Source organism: Staphylococcus massiliensis (assembly GCF_043186315.1).
Classification (GTDB): domain Bacteria; phylum Bacillota; class Bacilli; order Staphylococcales; family Staphylococcaceae; genus Staphylococcus; species Staphylococcus massiliensis.
Genome location: NZ_CP171119.1, coordinates 1578535 through 1594634, shown reverse-complemented (window position 1 = coordinate 1594634; position 16100 = coordinate 1578535). Strand labels below are relative to the sequence as shown.

At 36.8% G+C, this 16100-nt stretch carries 14 protein-coding genes; 2 read left to right on the top strand and 12 right to left on the bottom strand.

The features are described 5' to 3' along the window. Positions 1-269: 269 nt before the first annotated feature. From ACF3N8_RS07750 to ACF3N8_RS07740, 3 genes are all read right to left on the bottom strand, one after another. Positions 270-1583, bottom strand: coding sequence for an ISL3 family transposase (locus tag ACF3N8_RS07750; protein ID WP_009385730.1), 1314 nt, complete (start codon positions 1581-1583; stop codon positions 270-272). 168 nt (positions 1584-1751) lie between these two features. Beyond that, positions 1752-2642: a deoxyribonuclease IV gene (locus ACF3N8_RS07745; protein ID WP_009382562.1), complete on the bottom strand. Its 891-nt coding sequence runs from the start codon at positions 2640-2642 to the stop codon at positions 1752-1754. Positions 2643-2654: 12 nt separating this feature from the next. Then, a complete protein-coding gene (locus ACF3N8_RS07740) occupies positions 2655-3989 on the bottom strand; it encodes a DEAD/DEAH box helicase (protein WP_017176493.1) in 1335 nt (444 codons plus the stop codon). 255 nt (positions 3990-4244) lie between these two features. Between ACF3N8_RS07740 and ACF3N8_RS07735 the strand changes: the two genes are divergently transcribed. Then, positions 4245-5213: a 4-hydroxy-3-methylbut-2-enyl diphosphate reductase gene (locus ACF3N8_RS07735; RefSeq protein ID WP_009382567.1), complete on the top strand. Its 969-nt coding sequence runs from the start codon at positions 4245-4247 to the stop codon at positions 5211-5213. 442 nt (positions 5214-5655) lie between these two features. Here the strand turns inward: ACF3N8_RS07735 and ACF3N8_RS07730 are convergent, their stop codons facing one another. From ACF3N8_RS07730 to ACF3N8_RS07705, 6 genes are all read right to left on the bottom strand, one after another. Beyond that, positions 5656-6753 carry a Nif3-like dinuclear metal center hexameric protein gene (locus ACF3N8_RS07730; RefSeq protein WP_238100793.1) on the bottom strand — a complete coding sequence of 366 codons (1098 nt, stop codon included), beginning with the start codon at positions 6751-6753 and terminating at the stop codon, positions 5656-5658. Further along, positions 6750-7424: a tRNA (adenine(22)-N(1))-methyltransferase gene (locus ACF3N8_RS07725; RefSeq protein WP_392449804.1), complete on the bottom strand. Its 675-nt coding sequence runs from the start codon at positions 7422-7424 to the stop codon at positions 6750-6752. The genes ACF3N8_RS07730 and ACF3N8_RS07725 overlap by 4 nt, the downstream gene beginning before the upstream one ends. A gap of 343 nt (positions 7425-7767) precedes the next feature. Further along, entirely contained in the window at positions 7768-8877 is a 1110-nt protein-coding gene (gene rpoD, locus ACF3N8_RS07720) for an RNA polymerase sigma factor RpoD (RefSeq protein WP_009382573.1), read from the bottom strand. 28 nt (positions 8878-8905) lie between these two features. Beyond that, positions 8906-10678 (bottom strand): DNA primase, encoded by a 1773-nt coding sequence (dnaG, locus tag ACF3N8_RS07715; RefSeq protein WP_238093396.1) that lies wholly within the window; start codon positions 10676-10678, stop codon positions 8906-8908. Positions 10679-10756: 78 nt separating this feature from the next. Then, positions 10757-11584, bottom strand: coding sequence for a pyruvate, water dikinase regulatory protein (locus tag ACF3N8_RS07710; RefSeq protein ID WP_238093394.1), 828 nt, complete (start codon positions 11582-11584; stop codon positions 10757-10759). Positions 11585-11599: 15 nt separating this feature from the next. Beyond that, positions 11600-12259: a helix-turn-helix transcriptional regulator gene (locus tag ACF3N8_RS07705; RefSeq protein ID WP_241864513.1), complete on the bottom strand. Its 660-nt coding sequence runs from the start codon at positions 12257-12259 to the stop codon at positions 11600-11602. Between the two features lie 298 nt (positions 12260-12557). Between ACF3N8_RS07705 and ACF3N8_RS07700 the strand changes: the two genes are divergently transcribed. After that, a complete protein-coding gene (locus ACF3N8_RS07700) occupies positions 12558-13949 on the top strand; it encodes a glycine--tRNA ligase (protein WP_009382579.1) in 1392 nt (463 codons plus the stop codon). A gap of 56 nt (positions 13950-14005) precedes the next feature. Here the strand turns inward: ACF3N8_RS07700 and recO are convergent, their stop codons facing one another. From recO to cdd, 3 genes are read right to left on the bottom strand one after another with little or no spacing between them, the layout of a single operon-like run. Further along, positions 14006-14770 carry a DNA repair protein RecO gene (gene recO, locus ACF3N8_RS07695; RefSeq protein ID WP_009382580.1) on the bottom strand — a complete coding sequence of 255 codons (765 nt, stop codon included), beginning with the start codon at positions 14768-14770 and terminating at the stop codon, positions 14006-14008. Between the two features lie 19 nt (positions 14771-14789). Beyond that, positions 14790-15686, bottom strand: coding sequence for a GTPase Era (gene era / locus ACF3N8_RS07690; protein ID WP_009382581.1), 897 nt, complete (start codon positions 15684-15686; stop codon positions 14790-14792). Then, complete coding sequence (cdd, locus tag ACF3N8_RS07685) at positions 15687-16091, bottom strand: cytidine deaminase (RefSeq protein ID WP_009382582.1); 405 nt, start codon at positions 16089-16091, stop codon at positions 15687-15689. Positions 16092-16100: the final 9 nt, after the last annotated feature.

Here is a 16100-nt window from a genome sequence, read left to right as displayed (position 1 = left end):
AACCTCCCTCAACAAATCATATACTAATTGAAAAAAGAGGTATATATCTTACGAATAATCTAAATAATTATTTAATTAGAATTTACAAATTTTAAATATTCAAAGGTATCTTCACCCTATTAAAAAGGCTCTACGTCAAATTCGGTTGGTAAAACCGTAGACGAATGATTTGCTTTTCGCTTTCCTGTGGCGCTCGTTGGGAGCTAAAGCTTCGCTTGGATCTCCCTTACTCACAGAGCCACGGGAGTCTTCAAGCAATCATTCTACACCTATGCTACTTCATGCATAGGTGTTTTTCTTTGTCTAAGTTTATATAAGCGTGACATGAGTAATATTCTGTCTCTAAAGTTTGCGTAATTTCTATAACCATAAGCATTTCTTTTAAGTAATTTTATTTTATTATTTATGCCTTCAATCGGACCGTTAGTTATCATAGGGTGATTTAAAGTATTACATATGAAGGGTAAATACTTCATAAATGATCGCAGTACTCTCATTAAACCTTCTGAAATGTGGTTTTGACGAGATTTATACAGTACTGATCGAAATAAATCAATATCATTATGCTTCAATGCCAGTATTAATTCTTGTCCTATCTCGTAAGTGTTATTGAGCGTATTATCGTTAGATAATAAGTACGAAACGATGTCTTTTTCAGTAATTAAAGTTTTGAATAATCGATGATATTTATAGTTTATAGCGTTAAGATTTAACTTAGGTTTTAAAAGTAGTTTCCAATACCGTTTATATTTATTGTAAAGTGGGCGCCTATTACGTCTAGCTTGATTCATGACTTTAACTCGGGTACGGTTAATCTCACGATTAATTGCCTGAACGATATGAAATCTATCAATAATAACTAAAGCATTAGGGAAAACATCTGATATTAGATCCATGTATGGTTCATACATATCTATACATACTGTCTTAACGCGCTTTCTTGCGTAAAGATCAAACTTCATGAAGTAGTTTTTGAGGTTAAACTTTCTTCTATCACTGACAATGTCAATAATTTGATGAGAAGTACTGTCACAATAGATGAAACTCATTGAAGCATCAACATTTTTAACGCTTTTGAACTCATCCATCATAATGTGCTCAGGCAAATGCGAACCTACTTTATGTCTAATTTCATCAACGGTTTGTTTAATGATTCGAACCACCGTAGGTGATGATACACAACAAGATTCGGCAACAGATTTAATGGAACGTACTTCTCTAACTTTGTCAGCTATAAACATTTTCAAGTTGTTAGATAAGCAACAATACTTATCTACTATAGATGTTTCAGCTACAAAAGTTCGATTACAATTGTGACACAAATAGCGTTGCTTCTTTAATTCTAGTAGACATGGAAACCCACTTAGGCGTGGTAATTTAACATTAATTACTCGAAATCCATGCTTTATAATAGTGCGTTGATGATTAGTGATACCACAGTGTTGACACTTATCAGCTTTGGAAGAGAGAACCCCATAAAGCATTATATAGATTCTTCCTTTTATTTCTTTTTCATCAGTCTTTTCCTCGATGACTAAATTTGGTTCTTTCAATCTTAAGAGTTCTGTTATAAAATTATTCACAGGCGCATTATCTCCTTTTTGTTAGTTTGGTCACTTACAATTATAGAGATAAATGCGTTCTTTTAGTACAAAAAATAATTCGGCTAATGACCTCGAATGAGGTCACCAACCGAATTTATTATAGAGCCATTAAAAAAGCATCCACTTACAAAGCGGATGCATCATAAATTATTGATTCATAATTTTTTCTTTTAAGTTCATATCGAATGTTTGGTTACGGAATGATTCAATTTCAAATTTATATGGTGGTTTCTTATTCTTCTTATCCTCACCAACATAAGGTGTTTCTAAGATTTTAGGAATATCTTTGAATGTATCGTGATGCACGATGTAGTTGAGTGCATCAAATCCAATGTGTCCAAAGCCAATGTTTTCGTGTCTATCTTTATGAGCGCCCATTGGATTCTTACTGTCGTTAACGTGAAGCACTTTAATGCGATCTACACCTATGATTTTATCAAATTCCTCTAACACGCCATCGAAATCTTCTTTAACATTATAGCCAGCATCATGTGTATGACATGTGTCGAAGCATACTGATAATCGTTCGTTATGGTTAACGCCTTCCATAATTTGAGCAATCTCTTCGAATGAACGTCCAATCTCAGAGCCTTTTCCTGCCATCGTCTCAAGCGCAATACGAACGTCATTATCATTAGTAAGTACTTCGTTAAGACCTTCAATAATACGTTTAATACCAACGTCTACACCTGCACCTACGTGAGAACCAGGATGTAATACGATATCTTTAGCACCTAAAGCTTCAGTACGTTCAATTTCTTTTTGTAAGAAATCTACACCAAGTTCGAAGACGTGAGGCTTTTGTGTATTCGCAATGTTGATGATATATGGTGCATGAACGACAAGGTTTGAAAGACCATACTCTTCCATCGCTTTCTTACCCGCTTCAATATTTAAATCTTCGATGCTTTTACGGCGTGTGTTTTGCGGCGCACCTGTATAAATCATAAATGTTGAAGCATCGTACTTGTGCGCTTCTTCAGCCGAACCTTGTAGCATTTTCTTACCATTCATAGATACATGAGAGCCAATTAACATAAAGTCATTCTCCTAACCTTTTCTATTCTGTCTATTACGTCTCTTACTATATTTACGACGTTCTTTACGTTTTAATTCTTCAAGTTCAAACTTAAATTTCTTTTTATAGCCTGGTTTAACACGTTTCTTATTGTTACGTTTAAGCTTGTTTTTAAGTTGTTGTTCTAGATGATCGTCTTGCTTTTTACGTACTTTACGCGTGTTGTGGGCTTTAATTGGTTTTAATTCTCCGTTCTTAATATCGACGTTTTCAAATTTATAACCTTTATCTTCAACTAAAGCAATTTTATCTTCTTCGTCAGGCGTGTAAAGTGTAATTGCGATACCTTTATAATTACCGCGTCCTGTACGACCAACACGATGTGTAAAGAAATCAATATCTTTAGGTACATCATAGTTAATAACGTGACTAACACCTTCGATATCTATACCACGTGATGCAAGGTCACTCGCAATAACATATTGGAATTCTAAATTACGAATACGTTTCATTTGTTGCTTACGTTCACGAGGTGTTAACCCACCATGAATCATACCGACTTTTAAGCCTGTTTCATTTAATTGTTTCGCAAGCACATCAGCATTATCACGGCTATTACAGAAGATAATACATAAATAAGGATTTAAGATGTCGATAAGGGCTTTTGCTTTATCGAGCTTCTCGGCACCCTTCGTTGGAATTAAATAGAATGTGATATTCTTCTTATTCTTCTGATGAGACTCAACCTCAACAAATTCAGGGTTCTCTAAGTATTTATTAAGAAATGGATAGAGTGATTTCGGAATCGTAGCACTGAATACGGCGAGTTTCGCATCATCGCTTAGACGAGCAGCGACGTGGTCGACATCGTCAATTAAACCTAAATCAATCATTAGGTCTGCCTCATCGACAACTAAGTGTGTCGCTAAGTGAACGTGAAGTTCCCCTTCGTTTGCTAAATCGTTAATACGCGTAGGCGTACCGATAATAATTTGAGGTTGCGTTCTTGCTTTCTGCTTGTCCTTTTCAAAGTCAGTGCCGCCAATAAATAAGCTCACTTTAACCCCTTCTTTAAAAGACGTTAAGTGACGGCATGCATCAAATAACTGCGTCGCAAGCTCACGAGTTGGCGCAAGCACAATCATTTGTGGTTCTTTCACATCAGGATCTGCCATGTTCACAAGTGGTAGTAAGAATGCATGTGACTTACCTGTACCAGTTTGTGATTGACCGATTATATTTGCCCCTTTAAATATTTTAGGGATAATACGCATTTGTATGTCAGTTGGTTTATCGAAGTTTAAATCTTTAACCGCATCAATTAATTCAGGTTGTAAATTAAAGTGCGAAAACGGATGGTTTGCCATTTTGTGGCCTCCTTAAAATTTCATCTTATCTATTATAAAGGAAAAGTGTTCACTTTTGAACATTTTAAATAAGATTTCACCTTAAATCCTTTCTCGTTTCACCGCATCGTATGACGTTACTGTCGTCACGTGTTATCTTTATTGTGTAATAAATGAGTGAATCATGCAATTAAATTACATCATTCGACCGATACTCAATCTATTTCAATCGTGTATCTAAGTTGATATAATGAGAGTAAAGAAGGAGGCACATTCATGGAACTCGTAAAAATTACGCCAAGAGGCTACTGCTACGGTGTGGTAGACGCTATGGTGATTGCTCGTAACGCATCTTTAGATAAGTCACTTCCACGCCCGATTTATATCTTAGGAATGATTGTACATAATAAACATGTAACGGATGCATTTAAAGAAGACGGCATTATTACATTAGATGGTCCTAACCGTTTAGAAATCTTGGATCAAATTGATGAAGGTACAGTTATTTTCACAGCACATGGTGTCTCACCAGAAGTTAAACGTCGTGCTAAAGAAAAAGGACTTACGTGCATTGATGCTACGTGTCCAGACGTTGAGAATACACACAACCTTATCCGTCAAAAACGAGATGAAGGTTATCATGTCATCTATATAGGTAAAAAAGGACATCCTGAGCCAGAAGGTGCAGTTGGTGTCGCACCTGATATCGTGCATTTAGTTGAAACGAAAGATGATGTTGAAGCACTGTCAGATGATTTAGCACAATATCCGCTTATCGTGACGAACCAAACAACGATGTCACAATGGGATGTTCAACATCTTATGGAAGATTTAGAAGACAAGTACCCACATATTGAACAACATGAAGAAATCTGCCAAGCAACGCAAGTTCGTCAAGAAGCTGTTGCGACGCAAGCTGAAGAAGCAGATTTATTAATCGTAGTTGGCGATCCTAAGAGTAATAACTCAAACCGCCTAGCTCAAGTTTCAAAAGATATCGCGCATACAAATGCACATCGCATTTCAGATATCTCACAACTTGATACAGCATGGCTTGAAGGTGTTGAAACTGTAGCTGTCACAGCTGGTGCTTCTACGCCTACACCGATTGTTAAAGAAGTTATTAAATATCTTAAAGACTATAATCCGTTAGAACCATCAACTGAAGAACTACGTTCAAATGTGCCTGTTGAAAAAATCTTACCTAAAATTAAAAAAGCACAACCAGTTAAGATTATGGAATAATCTACTTGTTTATATAGAGGAGAATCTGGAACTTAAGCGTCCAGATTCTTCTTTTTTGTGGAGAAAGATCGATTTCATGAGGAATTTGGCGAATATCGCGGTGTACTAGGACGGGATGAGACTTGATGAAAGAACTGTAATCGCTTTTCAAGCCGATTGAAACTTGATGAGCGAAACTTAATCAAGTCTCAAGCCGATTGAAACTTGATGAGCGAATCCTAATCAAGTCTCAAGCCCTTTGAAACTTGATGAGCAAAACTTAATCAAGTCTCAAGCCCTTTGAAACTTGATGAGCGAAGCTTAATCAAGTCTCAAGCCCTCTGTAATACCCTCCTTACCGTCACCCCCACTGAATCAACACAACCATTTCGTACTTTTCCTAACCGCCTCCAACCAAAAAAAAGAATTCAAGCCACCTTAGCTTGAATTCCTACCTATGTCATTACATATAATCATAAGGATCTGTATTTAAAGTAGAAGCTACGATTGAAACAGAACTTTCTTTACCTAACCAATCTTCTAATAATGCTTTAAGTCCATCTTTCATGACGTATTCACTGTAGTGATTAATGTCTAATAAGTTCATACCATTGATTTTAGCGTCTAGTGCTTCATGGTGTTTGATATCACCTGTAATAAAGATGTCCGCGCCTAGGGCTTTTGCTTTATATTCGAAACCGATGCCACTACCACCGATAATCGCAACTTTCTTAATCGACGCACGCTTATCGCCAATGAAACGAACGCTCGGCATATCAAGTTGAGACTTAACGTCTTGAACGAATCCTGGAACTGCCTTCGCTTCTTGAAGTTCACCAATCACTCCGAGACCACGCGTCATTTCCTTATCTAATCGAATGAAATCAAATACTGGTGTCTCATACGGATGATGTTTATAAATTAATTGTTCTGTCTTCATACGCTCGTGTTCTTGAATCATGAACTCCATGCGCAGTTCGTTAACGTTCTCGACCTTACCAATTTCGCCTAAATAAGGATCTGCACCTTCTACAGGTCTAAACTGGCCATTACCTTCAACTTGGAAGAAGCAATATTCATAGTCGCCATCTTTCGCAATACCTTCTTTGCTTAATGCTTCCTTAAAGTCATCGGCATTCTCTTTCGGAATAAATACTTGCACTTTATAATAATCTTCATACTGTGGATTTAAAATTTTAACATCGCTTAAACCTAATTTAGACGCAAGCATATGGTTGACGCCTTTCTCATAAACATCTAAATTCGTATGCAAGGCGATTAAGTTTATGTCGTGCTTAATTAACTTACGAATAATTGTGCCGTAACCATCTTCTGTAATAGACTTAACCCCTTTAAAGATAAGTGGATGGTGCGCAACAATCGTATCTACTTTAGCTTCAATCGCCTCGTCAACAACTTCGAGCGTACAATCTAAGCACGTCATAATGCGATTAACCTCTTGAGACGCGTCACCTATTAATAAACCAACATTATCCCATGATTCCGCTGTATAAAACGGAACGTGCGTTTCAATTTTAGAAAGTAATTCTTTAACAATCATCGTAACACCTCTTCTAATTGTTTAATTTGCGCGGTGATTTCAGCCAGACGTTCTTGATGTGATGCTTCATTAAGTTGGGCTTGGATACGTTTAAGTGCTTGTAATTCTCGTTCCCACTTCTTATAAAACAATGCATCTTTCTCTTGTAATAACTCAGGGCCGAACTTATAAGCTTCGTCGCTCAACGTCATCTCACCTTGATCCGCTACAATAATCTCATAGATATGCCCTTTCTCTTCAACAAGCGCTTCCGCAACAATTTTATAATTGAGCTCATTTAACGTGCGTCTTATTGGCTCAGATTGAATGTTAGATTGTAAAACTAAGCGAGGATGGTTCACGAGTTTTGACGCCCCATTGTTTAAGATATCGGCAATGAGTGGCCCGCCCATGCCGCAAATCGTAATACAATCAACGTCATCTGATGGGTCAATGACCGCTAATCCATTCCCTAAGCGCGCAGAAATCGATGATGTTAAACCATATGATGCGATATTGTCTTCCACTGCTTTTAGAGGACCGTGAATAACCTCACCTGCAATCGCGCGTTTGATGTGTTGGTTTTGAATCAAATAAATCGGTAAATAAGCGTGATCAGAACCAATGTCAGCAAGCGTATCGCCCGTCACATAAGTACTCACGCGTTTTAATCTTTGATTGATATTAATCATAATGTCACCTTTTAAATATATTTACGTTTAAAGTCATTTTATCATAACTTATTTTCCCTCTTCATTGAAAAGCCCTATCGTTATTCAATCGTCTAGGGTGCCTGAACGCGTTTCCTTAAATTATCTTAATAAGTAATAAGTATTTCAACACCTCAAAAGTAGTTTATGAAACCTAATTCCCTTAACAGCTGACTCCTAGGGGAATAGCGTGCGTCCTGAGACTACAGGCTCAGGCCACGCCCCAGGAAAGCATGCTGTTAAGGAAAGAACTTTAGATATAAACTAATCAAACCTACAAAAAAACTGGCTTGTCTTATTAAAAGACAGCCAGCTTCTATCCTTATTAGTCCATAAAGTCTTTAAGACGTTTACTACGGCTTGGATGGCGAAGTTTACGAAGTGCTTTTGCTTCAATTTGACGAATACGTTCTCTCGTAACACCAAATACTTTACCAACTTCTTCAAGCGTACGTGTACGACCATCATCTAGACCGAAACGAAGACGTAAGACATTTTCTTCACGGTCAGTTAGCGTATCTAAAACATCTTCAAGTTGCTCTTTTAGAAGTTCATAAGCTGCATGGTCAGATGGACTTTGTGCTTCTTGGTCTTCGATAAAGTCACCTAAATGACTGTCGTCCTCTTCACCAATTGGCGTTTCAAGTGATACTGGTTCTTGAGCAATCTTAAGGATTTCACGTACTTTTTCTGGAGGTAAATCCATCTCTTCACCGATTTCTTCAGGTGCAGGATCACGGCCTAAATCTTGTAAGAGTTGACGTTGAACACGAATTAATTTGTTGATTGTTTCAACCATATGCACTGGAATACGAATTGTACGCGCTTGGTCAGCGATGGCACGAGTAATTGCCTGACGAATCCACCAAGTTGCATAAGTTGAGAACTTGAACCCTTTACTAAAGTCGAACTTTTCAACGGCTTTAATTAAGCCCATGTTACCTTCTTGAATTAAATCAAGGAATAACATACCACGGCCAACATAACGTTTCGCAATACTTACAACAAGTCGTAAGTTTGCTTCTGCGAGGCGTGATTTCGCAATTTCGTCACCTTGCTCAATACGTTTCGCAAGTTCGATTTCTTCTTTGGCACTTAATAAGTCCACACGACCAATTTCTTTTAAGTACATGCGTACTGGGTCATTAATTTTTACGCCTGGAGGTGCACTAAGGTCATTAGGATTCAGTTTGTCATCTGTATCAGAGCTATCTTTTTCATTAACTAATGTAATATCATTATCATTGAGTAGATCGAAAAATTCATCCATTTGGTCAGAATCCATATCGAAATTCTGTAATTTATCCGCAATTTCTTCGTGACTAAGATGACCTTCTTTTTTACCTTTTTCGATGAGTTGTTTTTTAACATCTTCTAATGTTAACGTCGGGTCTATTGTCTCTTTTTTAATTACTTTTACCTGGTTATCAGACATAAAAAGGCCTCCTGAAAATAATCTATTATTAATGGTTTATATTTTGTCGTTTAAGTGATATCAATTGTTCTAAATAATATTTTTGCAATTCAAAATCACCTGTTCTCTCTGCTTCACGTATTTTCATCGCGATATCTGTTACAGAAAGCGTATCTTTCCCCTCAGTCATTGTATGAATGTAGTCATGCATTTCTTCAATAGATGGCTCATAATTCATATCTAATCCATCTAAATAAATCAATGTATCCTTATCTTCATTGTATTCAATATATTGAAACGCATCACTTAAGATAAATTCATCATATTCACCATAGTATTGATGCAATAAATTAAAAATGCGTTTAAATTGTAATTGATTAAAATCATCAGATTCAATTGATTTATGATGATCTAAGAATATATCCTTATCATTCATAAAATGCTTTAATAACGCTCTTTCTGCCTTATCTTTTCGTGATAATTTAGGGTTTGAAGCTTGATTGTGATTTGAATAAGATTTAGGTTCATGATTATGAGTCACTACTTCATTATTTAGACTATCAAAGCTTACTTTAAACAATTCAGCTACTTCTTGCAATACTTTTTTGCGTAATAAATCAGATTTCATGAATCCTACATCATGGGTGATTTCTTTTAAATAACGCTCATAGGCTAAGTCATTATTTTCAATTTCATCCTTATATTGTCGCATCTTATATGATACAAACGCAACTTTATTTGATGTTACATATTGATGGAACGTCTCTTCACCATACTTCGAAATGTAGTCGTCTGGATCCATGCCATTTGGTAAGGTAATCACAAATACATTGAGATGCTCTTTTAATAGCGCTTCGCCCGTTTTAAGCGTCGCATTAATACCTGCTTTGTCACCATCGTACATGAGCGTCACGTTAGAAGTAAGCTTACGAATCACTTGGAAATGATCACTCGACAATTCGGTACCCATACTTGCGACAACATTCGTAACGCCCGCTTCATTCGCTTTAATCACATCCATAAAACCTTCAAGAACCATCATCTCATCTAGCTTACGGATAGACCTACGAGCTTGATGTAAATTATAAAGCAACTTTCTTTTTTGGAAGATAGGAGACTCTGGACTATTCAAATACTTAGGTTGCTGACTTTCTTCATATCCTCTTCCTGAAAAGCCAACCGTACGCCCTTGATAATTTTTTAAAGGGAACATGACACGATCACGAAATCGGTCATAATAGGAGAAGTTTTCTTCATTACGTGATAATAAACCTGCTTCATAAGCAAGATTAATATCATAGCCTCTCTTTTTTAGAAAGTCATGACAGAAATGCGACACATTTGGCGCATAACCTATTTTAAGCTTCTGGATAAGTTCTAACGTGAATCCTCTCTCTTTAAGGTAGGCTAATGCTTTTTCACCTTCTACGGTTTTAAGCAGTGCATAATGATAGTAAGACTCAATCAGCTCATGCATCTCAATCATACTTAAGTCATCAGATGCATACGTTTCTTCTTTACTGCTCTGGTTCGTTTCAACTTTAACATTTACACGCTCACCAAGTTGTGCAACTGCATCGACAAAGGAAAGACCTTCGATTTCTTGTAAAAATTGAAAGGCATTGCCCCCTTTTTTACAACCGAAGCAATGACATATTTGTTTATCCTCTGATACTGTAAACGAAGGTGTCTTTTCATCATGAAAAGGACACAAACCTATATAATTGCGTCCTCTTTTCTCTAACTTAACGTATTCACCTACAAGATCAATGATATCTGTCTTATGTTTGATTTCATCTATAACAGATTGTTCAATTCGCAACCCTATCACCTGATTATTCTAGCTAATTCGTCATTAAATACGAAAGACATTATATTAGATATTTAAACATTATAACAATTAAAAGCGCATATTGGAATTATTTTGTTCAATAATATACATAATATCGTTAGCTGTTTCTTCAATCGCTTTGTTCGATACATCAAGTACCGGGCATCCAATGCGTTCTACGATTGTTTCGAAATACTCGAGCTCTTCTTTAATACGTGTATCTGTCGCGTAACGTGCAGAATCATCTAAACCTAGCTGCTTTAAACGCTCTTTGCGAATCGTATTTAAACTTGCTTCGCTGATTTTTAAGGCGATGCATTTCTTCGGATCAATTTCGTATAAAGCTTCTGGTGGTGAAACTTCAGGTACAATTGGTACGTTCATGACTTTGTATCGCTTATGTGCAAGATATTGAGATAACGGCGTTTTAGACGTGCGTGAAACTCCAATTAATACGATATCCGCTTTTGGTAAACCTTTAGGGTCCTTACCATCATCGTATTTAACCGCAAATTCGATTGCCTCTATTTTCTTAAAGTAAGCTTCATCAAGTTTATGCACGATACCAGGTTCATTGTATGGTAACTCTTCAAACTTCTCGGATAAGATACGCATCAGTGGTCCCATAATATCAACTGACTCAATTTCTTCCTCTTGAATTAAGCCTTCCATATATTCACGAATTTCAGGTTTAACGAGCGTATAAACGATGATACACCCTTCATCTTTCGCTACTTGAATCACTTCTTCAATGTTTTCTCTCGTTTCAATATATGGATAACGCACGATTTCCGTAATTTTATTACGTGTATTGTATTGTGAAATACATGCTTTTGCTACTAATTCAGCAGTTTCTCCTACAGAATCCGAGGCAATGATAATCTTTACTCTTTCCATGATTAACTCCTCCTGTTACTTAAATAATGACACAAATAGCTTTGTAATCGTCGTCTTCGATATACGCCCCGTCACTTCATACTTACCGTTTGGCTTTTCAGAAACGATAGGAATCGAATCAATTTCTCGCTCAATCATTTGATTCGCAGCATAAAGCACTAAGTCGTCATCCTTTAAAAGCACTATATTCGGCATTCTTGTCATAATGACATTAACAGGTATGTTATGGATATCTTGACCTGCCATCGAAGCGCGCAATAAATCTTTACGTGAACATACACCAATTAGATCGTTGTCACTGTTAACGATGAATAGCGTACCGACATCCTCTAAGAAAATGGTGCATATGGCTTCATAAACGGTTACATTACTCTTTAAAATAACAGGTGTTGATTTATAATCTTTAACGAGATAATGTTTAAACTTCTCAGTTAATAATTGAGAACTTGATTTTCCTGAATAGAAGTAACCTACACGTGGTCTTGCTTCTAAATAGCCTGCCATTGTTAAAATTGCTAAATCCGGTCTTAAGGTAGCACGCGTTAAATCAAGCTTATCTGCAATTTTCTCACCTGTAATGGGTCCATCCCTTTTTACAATTTCAATGATTTTCTCTTGCCTTGAATTGAGTTCTATTGGAATCACCCCTTTGAAATACAACCTCAATTTAATCATGGGCAAACAATTTAATTAATAATTCCTATTATACCCTTTAACAATTGAAACGACAAACTTGGTGAAAAGCATCATTTTACTTGCCTTAAATATGCCTTTAACTTAAAATAAAGATTGAAGCGAGCTAAGGATGGTGTGAGCTTAGCAATTAATTTGGCGTAAGATACAATTTCATGTAAAGCGAGTGGCTACACTAATTTGGGTGGAACCGCGGATTATCATACATAATTCGTCCCAAGACTTAGAGTTAATCTTTGTCTTGGGGCGTTTTTTATATTAAAAAGGAGTGTTATGGAATATGACAAAAGATATGGAAACAATTGTACAATTAGCCAAGCATAGAGGTTTTGTATTCCCTGGCAGTGACATTTACGGTGGTTTAGCAAACACTTGGGATTATGGTCCATTAGGTGTTGAACTTAAAAATAACGTTAAAAAAGCATGGTGGAAAAAATTCATTTCTCAATCACCATATAACGTTGGTTTAGATGCAGCTATTCTTATGAACCCTAAAGTGTGGGAAGCTTCAGGTCACTTAGGTAACTTTAACGACCCAATGATCGATAATAAAGATAGTAAAATTCGTTACCGTGCCGACAAAATCATTGAAGAATACATGCAAAATGAAAAAGGCGACGAAAACTTCGTAGCTGACGGTTTAAGCTTCGATGAAATGAAGAAAATCATTGATGACGAAGGTATCGTATGTCCTGTAAGTGGTACAGCTAACTGGACTGACATTCGTCAATTCAACTTAATGTTCAAAACTTTCCAAGGTGTAACTGAAAGTTCAACTAACGAAATTTTCTTACGTCCTGAAACAGCTCAAGGTATCTTCGTAAACTACAAAAACGTTCAACGTTCAATGCGTAAAAAGTTACCATTTGGTATCGGTCAAATCGGTAAATCGTTCCGTAACGAAATTACGCCAGGTAACTTCATCTTCAGAACGCGTGAATTCGAACAAATGGAATTAGAATTCTTCTGTAAACCAGGTGAAGAAATTGAATGGCAAGAGTATTGGAAAAACTTTGCAAGTAACTGGTTACGTAACTTAGGTCTTGTTGATGATAACGTAAGATTACGTGATCATGACGAAGACGAGTTATCTCACTACTCAAATGCTACTACTGATATCGAATACCGCTTCCCATTCGGTTGGGGTGAATTATGGGGTATCGCAAGTCGTACAGACTTCGACTTAAAACGCCATAGTGAACATTCAGGTGATGACTTTAAATATCACGACCAAGAAACGAATGAGAAATACATTCCATATTGTATCGAACCATCTCTTGGTGCTGACCGTGTTACATTAGCATTCTTATGTGATGCTTATGACGAAGAAGGTGTTGAAGGTAGTAAAGATGCACGTACAGTATTACACTTCCACCCTGCTTTAGCACCATACAAAGCAGCAGTTTTACCATTAAGTAAGAAATTATCTGACGATGCAATGAAAGTTTACGAGCAACTTAGTGAAAACTTCACAATCGACTTTGACGAATCACAATCAATCGGTAAGCGTTACCGTCGTCAAGACGAAATTGGTACACCATACTGTATCACATTCGACTTCGATTCATTAGAAGATAACCAAGTTACAGTTCGTGACCGCGATAGCATGGAACAAGTTCGTATGCCTATCGATGAGTTAAACGACTTCTTAGCTGACAAAGTTAAATTCTAATTTATTCTCAATATAATTAAAAGATCCGGGACACAATTAGTTGTCTCGGATCTTTTTTAGTCTGACTCAGTTGATTGTTCAAAGCGTTTCAACTGGTTGATTAACTTTTGACCTTTAAAGAAGACGCCCGCGTACTCACGGTATAGCATCAATAATAAATCATTCATCTCAGTTAATATGTCTTCATTTATCGTAATAGATTTCATTTTATCGATCGGTAAATGTTGTAAAACATCCATTAGATAAAACGTTCGATTTTTTATGCGCACCGCATGGGGATCTTGGTGCAAGACCTTTTCAGAAATGGGACCATCAAACTTAAAGCTATAACCAGCTAGATGAGATTGGTCGGTATCATGCGTAATGGCGCAAGTTGTAAAGTCGAGCTGGAAGCCGAAGAGATACATACACTTTAAGAATACAATATTTGCTACGAGTTGAGGTGAAACGTCCGCTTCAATTCGCGTTAAAGCAAACTGTAGTAGCTTAAAACTTTCTTCGCTTATTTGATCTTCAAAGCCACGATCTATAATTTCCGCACACAAACTCACGTAACTACTTTTATAAATATCTAATTGCAATGGATAATGGCGGTCAATCACATCTACAGACGTTAACGTCCCCATACCGCGCCATTTAGAATAAATAAACAAGCCATATACAAATAATTGTGTACTGGCTTGTAGTCCTTTTTTACTCTTTTTCGCACGACGAACCATCAACGGCACTTTACTACCGTGCTCATTTAATATCGTAATAACCTTATCCGATTCACCATAATCGACTGATTTAATAATGACGCCCTTTTGCTTTTGTAACAAAAGGCATCACCTCTTCCTTTTAATATTCATCCTCAACGTAACCCATTTGGCGAATGAAATTCACTTTATTACGCCAGTCGCGTTGAACTTTTACCCAAACATCTAAATAAACTTTAGAACCAAGGAGTATCTCGATATCACGTCTTGCGCGCTTACCAACTTCTTTTAACTTCTTACCGCCTTTTCCGATAACGATACCTTTTTGGCTGTCACGCTCAACAAAAATCGTTGCTTCAATACGCACGCGGTCTTCGCTTTCTTTAACCATACGGTCAACGTTTACACCAATCGCATGCGGTATTTCCTCAGAAGTTAGCTCTAAAATCTTCTCGCGAATGAGCTCACTAACAACGAATTGTTCAGGGTGATCAGATATTTGATCGTCTGGATAATACTTCGGCCCTTCCGGTAAGTAAGATTTCAACACACTAATAAAGTGATCTACATTAAGACCTTCTAAAGCGGAAATCGGAATCACTTCTGTGAAATCCATGTACTCTTGATATTGTTCAATACGTGGCATTAATTGATCAGGATGCACAAGATCAATTTTATTTAATACTAAGAATACGGGCGTCTTAACATTTTTAAGCATGTCCATGATATATTGATCGCCGCGGCCTATTTCTTCATCCACATTGACCATAAACATAATCGCATCAATTTCACCGAGCGTATTTTTAGCGACTTTCATCATATAGTCACCTAGTTTATGTTTCGGTTTATGAATACCCGGTGTATCAAGAAAGATAATTTGAGAATCCGCTTCCGTCATAACACCTTGAATTTTATTTCGAGTTGTTTGCGCTTTATCAGACATGATTGCAATTTTATGTCCAATCACACGATTCATGAACGTCGACTTACCTACATTCGGGCGTCCAATAATCGATACAAACCCTGATTTATGTTCCATTTAATCTAAATCCTTTCCTGAAAAGCCAAGTGGTAATAATTCATTGACTGTTAACATTTTCATATCACCTTTGTGGTTCGTCATATAGACAGGCATATCGTCATCACAGAGTTCTTTTAACACTTGTCTACAAGAACCACATGGTGAAGATGGCTCATTTGCATCAACTGTAACTGTGATACTTTCAAAGTCGCTTGGGCGGTAACCATCACTAATAGCAGCAACTAAACTTGAACGTTCTGCACAAATACTGTCTGGATATGCAGCATTCTCAACGTTAGCGCCATGGTAACTTTTACCATCTTTCGTAATTAAATAAGCACCTACTTTAAAGTTACTATACGGTGCATAAGCTTTACTTTGCGCTTCACGCACTTCTTTAAAATACGTTTCATTATAAGCCATGCTTGTTCC